The organism is Thiothrix eikelboomii (genome assembly GCF_900167255.1).
Taxonomy (GTDB): Bacteria; Pseudomonadota; Gammaproteobacteria; order Thiotrichales; family Thiotrichaceae; genus Thiolinea; species Thiolinea eikelboomii.
Map to the genome: position 1 here is coordinate 1 of NZ_FUYB01000040.1, position 8,831 is coordinate 8,831.

General features: G+C 45.8%; 14 protein-coding genes and 1 pseudogene. 11 read left to right on the forward strand and 4 right to left on the reverse strand.

Annotated elements, in window-relative coordinates; genetic code table 11:
- Positions 1–54 precede the first annotated feature (54 nt).
- Positions 55–507, forward strand: a pseudogene (locus B5D50_RS20795) (recombinase family protein).
- Positions 508–926: 419 nt separating this feature from the next.
- On the opposite strand, the gene B5D50_RS20800 reads toward B5D50_RS20795, so the two are convergent.
- The 4 genes from B5D50_RS20800 to B5D50_RS19670 all read right to left on the reverse strand — a co-directional run bounded on the left by B5D50_RS20800 (position 927) and on the right by B5D50_RS19670 (position 2,025).
- A complete protein-coding gene (locus B5D50_RS20800) occupies positions 927–1,172 on the reverse strand; it encodes a type II toxin-antitoxin system RelB/DinJ family antitoxin (RefSeq protein WP_327193636.1) in 246 nt (81 codons plus the stop codon).
- 156 nt (positions 1,173–1,328) lie between these two features.
- On the reverse strand, positions 1,329–1,547 hold the full coding sequence (locus B5D50_RS19660; protein ID WP_078924346.1) for a hypothetical protein: 219 nt from the start codon (positions 1,545–1,547) through the stop codon (positions 1,329–1,331).
- Positions 1,534–1,809, reverse strand: coding sequence for a BrnT family toxin (locus B5D50_RS19665; protein ID WP_078924347.1), 276 nt, complete (start codon positions 1,807–1,809; stop codon positions 1,534–1,536). Before B5D50_RS19665 ends, B5D50_RS19660 begins: the two co-directional genes overlap by 14 nt.
- 3 nt (positions 1,810–1,812) lie before the next feature.
- Positions 1,813–2,025: an Arc family DNA-binding protein gene (locus B5D50_RS19670; protein ID WP_078924348.1), complete on the reverse strand. Its 213-nt coding sequence runs from the start codon at positions 2,023–2,025 to the stop codon at positions 1,813–1,815.
- A gap of 108 nt (positions 2,026–2,133) precedes the next feature.
- On the opposite strand from B5D50_RS19670, the gene B5D50_RS19675 reads away from it, so the two are divergent.
- The 10 genes from B5D50_RS19675 to B5D50_RS19715 all read left to right on the forward strand — a co-directional run bounded on the left by B5D50_RS19675 (position 2,134) and on the right by B5D50_RS19715 (position 8,352).
- Entirely contained in the window at positions 2,134–2,343 is a 210-nt protein-coding gene (locus tag B5D50_RS19675; protein ID WP_078924349.1) for an Arc family DNA-binding protein, read from the forward strand.
- A 108-nt stretch (positions 2,344–2,451) separates the two neighbouring features.
- Positions 2,452–2,670: a hypothetical protein gene (locus B5D50_RS19680; RefSeq protein ID WP_078924350.1), complete on the forward strand. Its 219-nt coding sequence runs from the start codon at positions 2,452–2,454 to the stop codon at positions 2,668–2,670.
- Entirely contained in the window at positions 2,667–2,864 is a 198-nt protein-coding gene (locus tag B5D50_RS20280; RefSeq protein ID WP_143594436.1) for a hypothetical protein, read from the forward strand. The genes B5D50_RS19680 and B5D50_RS20280 overlap by 4 nt, the downstream gene beginning before the upstream one ends.
- Complete coding sequence (locus B5D50_RS19685) at positions 2,861–3,115, forward strand: hypothetical protein (RefSeq protein ID WP_078924351.1); 255 nt, start codon at positions 2,861–2,863, stop codon at positions 3,113–3,115. The genes B5D50_RS20280 and B5D50_RS19685 overlap by 4 nt, the downstream gene beginning before the upstream one ends.
- 9 nt (positions 3,116–3,124) lie before the next feature.
- Positions 3,125–4,657, forward strand: a complete 1,533-nt coding sequence (locus B5D50_RS19690) for a hypothetical protein (protein ID WP_078924352.1) — start codon at positions 3,125–3,127, stop codon at positions 4,655–4,657.
- A complete protein-coding gene (locus B5D50_RS19695; RefSeq protein ID WP_078924353.1) occupies positions 4,645–4,842 on the forward strand; it encodes a hypothetical protein in 198 nt (65 codons plus the stop codon). Before B5D50_RS19690 ends, B5D50_RS19695 begins: the two co-directional genes overlap by 13 nt.
- Before the next feature lie 102 nt (positions 4,843–4,944).
- Entirely contained in the window at positions 4,945–5,562 is a 618-nt protein-coding gene (locus B5D50_RS19700) for a hypothetical protein (RefSeq protein ID WP_078924354.1), read from the forward strand.
- A 76-nt stretch (positions 5,563–5,638) separates the two neighbouring features.
- On the forward strand, positions 5,639–5,839 hold the full coding sequence (locus B5D50_RS19705; RefSeq protein ID WP_078924355.1) for a helix-turn-helix transcriptional regulator: 201 nt from the start codon (positions 5,639–5,641) through the stop codon (positions 5,837–5,839).
- Positions 5,839–6,891 carry a toprim domain-containing protein gene (locus tag B5D50_RS19710; protein WP_078924356.1) on the forward strand — a complete coding sequence of 351 codons (1,053 nt, stop codon included), beginning with the start codon at positions 5,839–5,841 and terminating at the stop codon, positions 6,889–6,891. Before B5D50_RS19705 ends, B5D50_RS19710 begins: the two co-directional genes overlap by 1 nt.
- Positions 6,892–6,930: 39 nt before the next feature.
- Entirely contained in the window at positions 6,931–8,352 is a 1,422-nt protein-coding gene (locus B5D50_RS19715; RefSeq protein ID WP_078924357.1) for a DUF3987 domain-containing protein, read from the forward strand.
- Positions 8,353–8,831: the final 479 nt, after the last annotated feature.

The window sequence follows — 8,831 nt, forward strand, 5'->3', positions numbered from 1 at the left end:
GTGTTGTGAGTGTTGTGAGTGTTGTGAGTGTTGTGAGTGTTGTGAGTGTTGTGTGTGCTAGTCATCACTAAGCTTGACCGCTTAGCACGCTCTATGGGCGATTTATGGGCGATTGTGCGTGAGTTAGAAGCTAAAGGCGTGGCTTTCAAATGAAATATCAAATGATAACCGTAGTTATCATTGTTAGAAGCTAAAGGCGTGGCTTTCAAAGTGCTCGATCAAGCAGGTATGGATACCAGCAGCGCCACAGGCAAGCTGTTGTTCAACATCCTTGGCTCGATTGCCGAATTTGAACGTGACTTGATAAACGCTCGTACCGCTGAAGGCCGACAGGCTGCCAAAGCAAAAGGTGTTAAGTTTGGACGCAAGGAAAAGCTGAGTGCTGAACAGATTGAATCTCTGAAAGCTGATTTTGAAGCGGGCGTGTTGAGCAAGGAAGCGATTGCCAATAAATACGGCATAGCTAGAAACTCAGTTTATAGATTAGCTGGGGAGGTGAGAACCTGACAAAACCTGACATTTGTGGGGGGCGCGTTTTGGTGCAGATAGGTTGCTGACTGTCACGTGGCGTAGCGAAGTCGAAATGATAACTACGGTTATCATTTGATGGTTGCTGACTACCACGTGGCGTAGTAATGGTTAAGCAGTTGAGTATCTGACGATGTGGCTACCTTGCTAGATAGGCAGCACATGCAACCACCCAGCCACTTGGGGAAACGGGGTAGCAGCGCGGGGTGGGGGTATATATCGAAGGCTAGCCACATTTTTAAACAGTGCTTGATTGTTTTCTATAGTGCTTTAAGCCCTATTTTTAAAACAGTGCTGAAGGGTTCTATAGTCTGTTATAGACTACTTTTAAAACTAATCTAATAGTGTTTTGAGCACTGCTTTCAAGAACGACTCGCCTATAGGTAGGCTCTGGCTGACTACTTCTGAGACGGATTTGAGCTACCTAGCAGCCTAAGAATATCATCCATTGAATCCACTCGCTGGCTTGTGACCGTGGGCGCTTTTGGTACTTTCAATTCAAAGGGCAAGCGTTGCTCTATGGCTACCTTGGTAAGCAGTACCCGCACTGCATCCGATAGCGTCAAGCCCATAGCCGCTAAAGCCTTGCTAGCATCTTCTTTTAAATCTTCATCAATCCGAATATGAATCATGGTGCTAGTCATCAATTCCATCTCGCTAGTTGGTGAGATACAGAGTATCGCATAGATCATACCAAGGGACTAAGCCGCCACCCTCATAGGCAACACGAATGCCCGCTATGTGCAAGATGCCAAGAAGATTGAGCGTGAAGCTATGATTCGTTCAACCCAGAAAGCCTACTAGGCTGCCTTATCCGTCACGTCTATCTTAGGTTTTACCTCCTGCCCTGCAAGTTGAATTAGCAAACGCAAAGCATGATTAACCGCTTGGGCATCTTTGAAATGGGCGGCTACATCAGGGTCTAACAGTACAACATTTGTACCCTGTTGATAATGTTTGCCGCGAACACCACCCGAAAAGTCATATTCAGGGCGCATATCATCATTAAGATTGCTCATATTGTTTCCTTTCGTATTTGGTTGCAGGTCGAGTGCTGATTAATCGAATACTCGCTGGCTCACGTTCGGTATAGGCTACTACTAGCAAAGTACCTTGAGTAGAACGCCCGATACTCAAAAATCTAAACTCACCTTGAGAGTGATCAGGGTCTGGAATGGTCAGTTCTAAGGGGTCGCTAAAAACAGTAATAGCCTCAGTAAAACTTACGCCATGCTTCTGTTCATTGATACTTGCTTTGTTGTCATCCCATTCAAATCCCATGATTTAGCCTTTGCCTGCTTTGGCGAGTGCCTGTTCCACGATCTGGCGTATTTCTTCAGCTGTAATGCAGGTTTGCCCTTCCCGCTGAACGCTTTCTTCAAGGCGTACAATTAATTCAGCATTCAATGAACGGCGGTTCTGTTCTGCCAGTCTCTCTAATTCTTCTTTCAATTCGGGCGGTAATCGCAGGCCGAAGGGGTTCACATCCCTGCTCATAAGCTAACCTTTTTTATTTTGATTGCACAGTGTAGCTAATTTGATATTGACTTAAAATAACTCACCGTGTAATTATAATGACTTCACCGTATAACATAAGATTATGAAATGACAGCAAATATAAAAAAGAAGCCGCCTTTCGGCTTGCGAATGCCTGACGAGGTACAGGAATGGCTAAAGCAGAGAGCAACTACCAACAATCGCAGCATGAACGCGGAAGTAGTAACGATTCTGCAAGATTTAATGACGGGGAAAATAGAACAGCAGGCTTTTGAGCGCGGACGGCTTGAAGGTATCAGCCAAGCTATGAACCCATAAACGAAAACGCCCCCAACAAGTGGAGGCGCTTAAGGGCTTATCGAGTCTGGAACACTCTTTAAACCTTGCTAAATACACTAACTATCTAATTTGAAAGGAACTAGCAACATGAATGCTAACACAGACAAAACCCAAAATTCACCTACGAAAGCTATTTTCGGGTGGTCATTGGAACAAAAAGCGCTCCCAATGGGCGGTGGGATTTTAGATATGGATTCGGGTGACATTGTTTCCTTGTCTGATATGGCGATTCGACGAGCACAGCGGATTGTGGAGCTTTCCAATGAATTTGAAGGGAAAGTTACTTCAGTGGGGGTGAAAGCATGACTATCGTCTATGCCCTAGAGTGTGAACGGTGTTTGCACTTGGAATCAGTCGGCATGGTGTCCTTGACTGAATACAAATGCGCTCGAAGCTGGCTGAATCCCTATCATGCCGATGTGAGTTATTCGCATGTTTGCGCCAGATGTCATGCTGAATTAGACGCTGAGGCGCGGGAATCTAAGGCGGTGCAAGCATGAACACCCACCCACTCACCCACTACCTACCCTTGGCGGTGAAATCAACGGCACTAGCGGCGTTTATCTTCGCAGTGCTGAAAGTTGTGCTGACCGCTCAAACCTTCGGCCTCTTGGCGGCGGTCGCTTTCGCTGGCTTGCATCTGCCCTTGTGCCTGTTTAGTTTGCTGTTTGTGCTGTGGTTGTTTGCTGCACATCAGTCGATGGGTTTTCTGGCCTTGGCTAGTGTTCTCTTAAACGCTGTATTGATTTAGGAGTCCACCATGTCCGTGAAAAACACGCAACTTGAAATCATGCAGCGCAAGCTTGCACAACACCAACAGCATGAACAGCGCGGCTTGCTGCTATTGAAACTCGGCTTCCTGCTCACCTTCCTGCTGTACCTTCTGTTCAATCAGCATCTTTACTTAGGTGATGCTCTATCATGGAGCGCTTACTTTAAGGATGCGGCTTCACTCTTTGGCTTTGCCTTCACCGTGTCGATTGTGGTCTTGATGGCACTGTTCTTATCGTGGGTGAAACACCATGCCTATCTGCATTTTGGCTTCTTTGGCAGTGTGGCTTTAGTGGTGAGTACAGTGATTGGGTTTGCATTGTTCGCTGAGTTCTTTTCCAGCTCAGCCAATCAGGATGTGAAAGCCAGTGTCTTGGTGGAGCGCAATAGCGCCTATCAAGCGACCCTCACGAATGAAGGTAGCAGCCAAAGCACGGTGAATCCTAGCCTGATAGCGTCGATTGCGAATGCAGAACAGAAACTTGCACGTTGTGAAGCGAATTTAAAAGCGGGTAAGGAAAAACACTGTGACGGTGATCGAGCTAGAGTGTCCGCCTTAAAAAGCTCTGAGCAATCGGCCAACCAAGCGCAAGCAACCGCGAGCATTGAGCGCGATAAACTCAAATATGAGCGACAGGACGCGCTCAAGGCAGAGTCTTATAATCCGGTCATCATTACCCTTGCGCGTGCGCTAGCGGGCGAAAAGGGCGATTACAAAGACTATCTCAAAACGGCGGTGGTACTCATTACGTTGTTTGTAGCGGTCTGCTTTGAAATCCTGCACCACTTCCTGAGTAAAACTCACGGCGCATCCGTGCGAGCTATTGAGGATTTAGAGCTAGCACTAGCCAAATACAGCGCACAGCCTGAACCCGGCCTGCCCTCTGCACCGGCTCACGTGCAGCCGATCACTGAACCGAATAAGCAGCCTATTGGGTTTGGTTTTCCCCAAGTGGCTTCTAGTCCTGTCCAGTCAGGCAATAAACAGACTTTATTCAAATACCAAGTGCAGGCAGAACCGGAAACTAAGGCGCATCATCCAATGGGCTTCACCTTTCCGGCGGTAGCTAAACAAACCCTGCTGAAACCCTCATTGGGTGCTCACGAAGAACAGCTACCACTACCTGATTTTAGCCAGTTCAAAGCGCGGCGTGATGTGTTCGCCAGTCCTGAGTTAAGCGACTCGGAAACCCTTAGCAAACCATCAGCTGAGGGTCAGAGAAGCGCTTTAGGGGAAACCACTGCAACAACCCTCAGTAAACCATCAGCTGAGGGTCATAACAGCTTGTATAGCGATTGGCTGAAAGCGGTTCAAACCAATGAATGCAAACCCTCGGTAAGGGAAACATGGAACTGGATACAAAAGCGCATCAGCAACAAAGAGACCGGAAGTAGAACGCATGACCGTACTCGTATCAGCAACATGCAAAAAGCTTTTTTCAGTCGAGCGATGAAAGAGGGTTTGATGATTGAAAACCCCAACTACACCAATGGAGGTAAAAAATACTTATGGATTGCTTAAACACCCAAAGCCCTACAACTGCAACCCAAAGCATCTACTACTGGTTAGATGGTTATTGGATCAAGGACAAGGAAGAGGCCGACTTGATGGATAGCATTAACGCCTTTGGGAGTGTGCACCAAGTCATAACATTGCCCCTAGAGGCTGATATTGATTTAGAAGTTAAACGCTTAATTCAAGTTTAATTAGTTGGTTACTCATGCCTAGGCTGATCACCGAAAACCGGATTCCTTTCACCGGCTGGCATGGGTTCTTTATTTGAAAGGTGCATTAGAGAGGCATGCACTATGGAATCTTTTTACTACCAAAATGAAGAATGGGTAAATCTTCAAGAAACTATTGCATGGATTTATTATGGTCGGGGTAATCACGAAAAACCTACCATTAAAAATAGCAATGAAATCTTTGAAGAGCTGAAAGAAGCTTTAGAAAGCAAGCAGTTAAAAGCGATTCGCTTAAATAAGTCAATCGCTTTTAGAATGGAAGAGGGGCTATTTTTTAATGCTGGCGATGTCAGCGCCTTGTTTAAGATAGAACTCTACTTATTCTACAAAACAGCAGTAGAACATTTAGAACATTTTAATCAAGTCATACATGTAGGAGCGCCTAATCCAATCCAAGAAATTCAACCACCACAGCAAGAACCTGTTAATGAAAAACCCAAGCGTGAAGGCAAGGCAGCTGTATTAGTTGAGGCATTCATGGACGCTTACACAAAGGAAAACCAGGGTTGCCCTGCAACAGCAGAACAGCTTTTAGCTTTCTGTCTTAGAAACCCTGTAGCTGGTTACTCAGATATTTCAGATTCTGGAGGCAACAAGAAAACCCGAAAGATTTCTTTTACGGGGACACGCCCCGATTCAATTCTTTTTGTGGCTTTTGAAAACGCGATTAGACGCGATTAGACGCGATTAAGCACAAAAGCGGCTTTGACTAAGACAAGCTAGAACCTGTTAAACAACTAGCGACAGGTAAGAAAATATGGCAAGCAATACCCGATTACTAACCTATGCAGAACTGAAAGCAGAAAAGATCAAGATGGCACGTAGCACGCTTTGGAATCTGGAGCGTGAGGGTAAGTTTCCACTTCGGCGCGTACATGGTGGGCGCGTGTATTGGGTGGAATCAGAAATAGATGAATGGCTAGGTAATCTACCGACTAAACAGGAGCAAGCAGCCTAATGCGAACCTTCCAAGAACACATGATGCAGCATACTGGATTAGCCATACAGCATCCTATCTTGGATGGACAATGGCACAACGGAAAAAGAACGGATGGCAAGGGCGCGGATAAAATAGGTTATGTCGGCGTGTATGCACCTAAAGGTTTATTAGTTCGCTATCGCAATTGCAAAACAGACGAGGTATTCGTTTGGAAAGAGTGGGGCGATCAAGAGCGGCTTGAAGATACTGAATACCAAGCGCGGCGGATTCGTGCACAACAGGAACAGGCTAAACGTGAACAAGCCTTGCAGCTGGCTAAGGCGCAAGAGCTGCAATCATTGCAAGCCATTTGGAGCAGTGGAGTACCGGCTAAGGATACACATCCTTACTTGTTGGCTAAGCGCATCCCCGCATTAGCTGCTAAGCAAGCTAACAAAAGCTATCTGATTAAGGCTGCCACGCACGATAGCAAAGCCCAATACATCAACCCAGATGATCTACTCATCCCCATTTATAACGCTGTTACAGGCGCATTACAGGGGCTACAACAAATCAAGCCTAATGGTTTTAAGTTAGTGCGGGGAACATCAGCGGGGGGCTTGTGTTGGATTGGAGGTGATTTGACGACTGGCGAAGTAGCGAACCGTTTCTATATCGCGGAAGGTTATGCAACGGCGGTGTCAGTACATGTCCGCACGCTGAACCCTGTCATTATGGCGCTATCCACTACCAACTTAATGCAGGTGGGGCGGTGGGCGCGGCAACAGTATCCTGATGTACAGATTGTTTTTGCCGTCGACAATGATCTTGATAGCAGTATTTCCTTACAAGGGAAAACGATTAAGAACCCCGGCTTACATTATGCTACCCAAGCGGCTGAAGCGATTGGCGGCGCATGGATTACACCACCTACAGACTATGTAGCCGACTGGAATGATTGGCATGTTGACCAACTAGAAGCATGGGAGGAGCGGGCAGCTATTATGGAATATGACGGCGTGCTTAGTAGAGAGGATGCGGAACGATTAACCAGCCTAGAAATAAAAAACCCGGCTAGAACTTCACTCTAAACCGGGCTTTATAAATCATGGACACAGAGATTATAAATCATGGATACCTTAAAATCAGCAGGATTAGGCGATACAGTCATTACTTTTCCTAACGCAGCCAAGCGCACCACAAAACCACTTGAAGCTGAACCAGAGTCAGGCTATCAGCTTGATCTGATGCAACATATCCCCGACTGCAACTTTAAAACCTATGTGCAGGATGTCGCCAAAATGTGTTGGCTACCTGTGAATTCTGTTTTATTGGTGGGGCTGGGTGTTGTGTCCAGTGTGGCCTGTCGTGCGTATGCGGTGCAGTACCCTAATGGCGAGCTGTTACCCTTGGGCGAGTATGTAGCGCCTTGTAATCCATCTGCGACTAGCAAAAGCAGATGTTTGAAAGCGTTTCAGCATCCTATTCAACAGGCAATCAAGGAAGCCGTAAAAGCGTGGAAAAAAGAAAAAGAGCAGAACGAAGAGTTTGCTGAACCTTTCCCACAAGGCTTTTTTGTAACTAACTCTAGCACTGCTGCACTTGATGAAAAGTTGAATGATACTCAGGGTTATTTTGCGTTAGCTAGTGCTGAGCAAGGATTAGTGAATACCATCACGGGCGCTTCATTTAGCAAAGATGTAAAAACCGATAATGACTTGATGCTATTGGGATTTAATGGGGACTATCACCATTCTATGCGTGCCAGCAGAAACGGCTATCATGGCTTAGTCGTGGGGGCGGTAACTTGCTTTGCTCAAGAGGGCGCTATTAATACGATTCTGCAAAGATCAGAGGGTTCAGGTTTTGCTGAACGCTTCCTGATGCTGAATGAAGCAACGCTGCTAGGAACGCGCGACCATCATAAAAAGTTCTATCCTCAAGAATATGTGCAGAATACCTATAACCGAATTGCGCATGATCTAGCTAAGACTGCACTACAGCAACCCCTTGATTTTGATGAGTTACCCAGTTACCGGATTTCTGATAAAGCATGGTGGCTCATTGAAGAGTTCCGTAATGAAATAGAGCCCCATTTAGGTGATGGTGGAAAGTACAGCACTTTAACCTTGCGAAGCATGGCAGGTAAGCCAGACATGCACATCATGAAAATTGCTACCTTGTTAGCTTTGCTTGACGAACACCGTGCAGGGCTAATCCCTGACCAGTGGGTAATAGCAGCCATTAATATGATGCGTGACTATTTAGAATACATTTATCGCTTGCTGGTGACGATGGGCGCTATGGGGACTAGTGCCTACGAGGATTCGTTAATTGAGTATATCGGTAAGCGGGGTACGTGCACTCGTCGCCAGATAAGGCAAGCCAAGTACCAAGCTAAGCCGTGGGCAGAAATAACGCCAAAATCAGCCGTTGGGCAACAAATGTATGCAGCTATTGATGGGCTTATCAGTAAAGGCATTGTCGCCGAAACAGAGAGTTTTGATAGTAAGGGTAACAGTACAGGGCGTTTGCTCAGGTTGATAGCCTAACCTTTTGGATTAATAGAGTAAGTAACCTAACCGGACATTGTTCCGGTTTTTTTATGTCTGAACTTCGTGTTGTGATTGTTGTGATTTGTTGTGACTTTTCACAACACGCTCTAAGCCTTATGTAGCAAGGGTTAGAGATAGATAAAAATATAATGTTGTGATTGTTGTGATTTTTTTAGAATTATAGCGAATAGCTACTATTAAACCCTTCTTATGCCCAAATGGTTGCTTCATCCAAATGGTGCAGTGGCATGAGTGGTGGGGTGTGCTGTGGATGGTGTGCAAATTTATTTTATGTACTTTCTAAATGCCCTACGGAGCACAAAAGGTATAGATGAGGGTATAGATAAACGGAAAATCACCGATTCTTGGTAAAATCCCAGAAAGCAAAAAGCCCTGTAAACTATTCATTTACAAGGCTTTTGAATTGGTGCCGGCACTCGGAATCGAACTGAGGACCTACTGATTACAAGTCAGTT

Excerpts from the sequence above, each read along its gene's own strand:
- B5D50_RS20800 (WP_327193636.1), bottom strand. The coding sequence starts at position 1,172 with ATGACTAGCACCATGATTCATATTCGGATTGATGAAGATTTAAAAGAA.
- B5D50_RS19700 (WP_078924354.1), top strand. The coding sequence starts at position 4,945 with ATGGAATCTTTTTACTACCAAAATGAAGAATGGGTAAATCTTCAAGAA.
- B5D50_RS20280 (WP_143594436.1), top strand. The coding sequence starts at position 2,667 with ATGACTATCGTCTATGCCCTAGAGTGTGAACGGTGTTTGCACTTGGAA.
- B5D50_RS19695 (WP_078924353.1), top strand. The coding sequence starts at position 4,645 with ATGGATTGCTTAAACACCCAAAGCCCTACAACTGCAACCCAAAGCATC.
- B5D50_RS19660 (WP_078924346.1), bottom strand. The coding sequence starts at position 1,547 with ATGAGCAATCTTAATGATGATATGCGCCCTGAATATGACTTTTCGGGT.
- B5D50_RS19690 (WP_078924352.1), top strand. The coding sequence starts at position 3,125 with ATGTCCGTGAAAAACACGCAACTTGAAATCATGCAGCGCAAGCTTGCA.
- B5D50_RS19670 (WP_078924348.1), bottom strand. The coding sequence starts at position 2,025 with ATGAGCAGGGATGTGAACCCCTTCGGCCTGCGATTACCGCCCGAATTG.
- B5D50_RS19680 (WP_078924350.1), top strand. The coding sequence starts at position 2,452 with ATGAATGCTAACACAGACAAAACCCAAAATTCACCTACGAAAGCTATT.
- B5D50_RS19685 (WP_078924351.1), top strand. The coding sequence starts at position 2,861 with ATGAACACCCACCCACTCACCCACTACCTACCCTTGGCGGTGAAATCA.
- B5D50_RS19705 (WP_078924355.1), top strand. The coding sequence starts at position 5,639 with ATGGCAAGCAATACCCGATTACTAACCTATGCAGAACTGAAAGCAGAA.
- B5D50_RS19665 (WP_078924347.1), bottom strand. The coding sequence starts at position 1,809 with ATGGGATTTGAATGGGATGACAACAAAGCAAGTATCAATGAACAGAAG.
- B5D50_RS19675 (WP_078924349.1), top strand. The coding sequence starts at position 2,134 with ATGACAGCAAATATAAAAAAGAAGCCGCCTTTCGGCTTGCGAATGCCT.
- B5D50_RS19715 (WP_078924357.1), top strand. The coding sequence starts at position 6,931 with ATGGATACCTTAAAATCAGCAGGATTAGGCGATACAGTCATTACTTTT.
- B5D50_RS19710 (WP_078924356.1), top strand. The coding sequence starts at position 5,839 with ATGCGAACCTTCCAAGAACACATGATGCAGCATACTGGATTAGCCATA.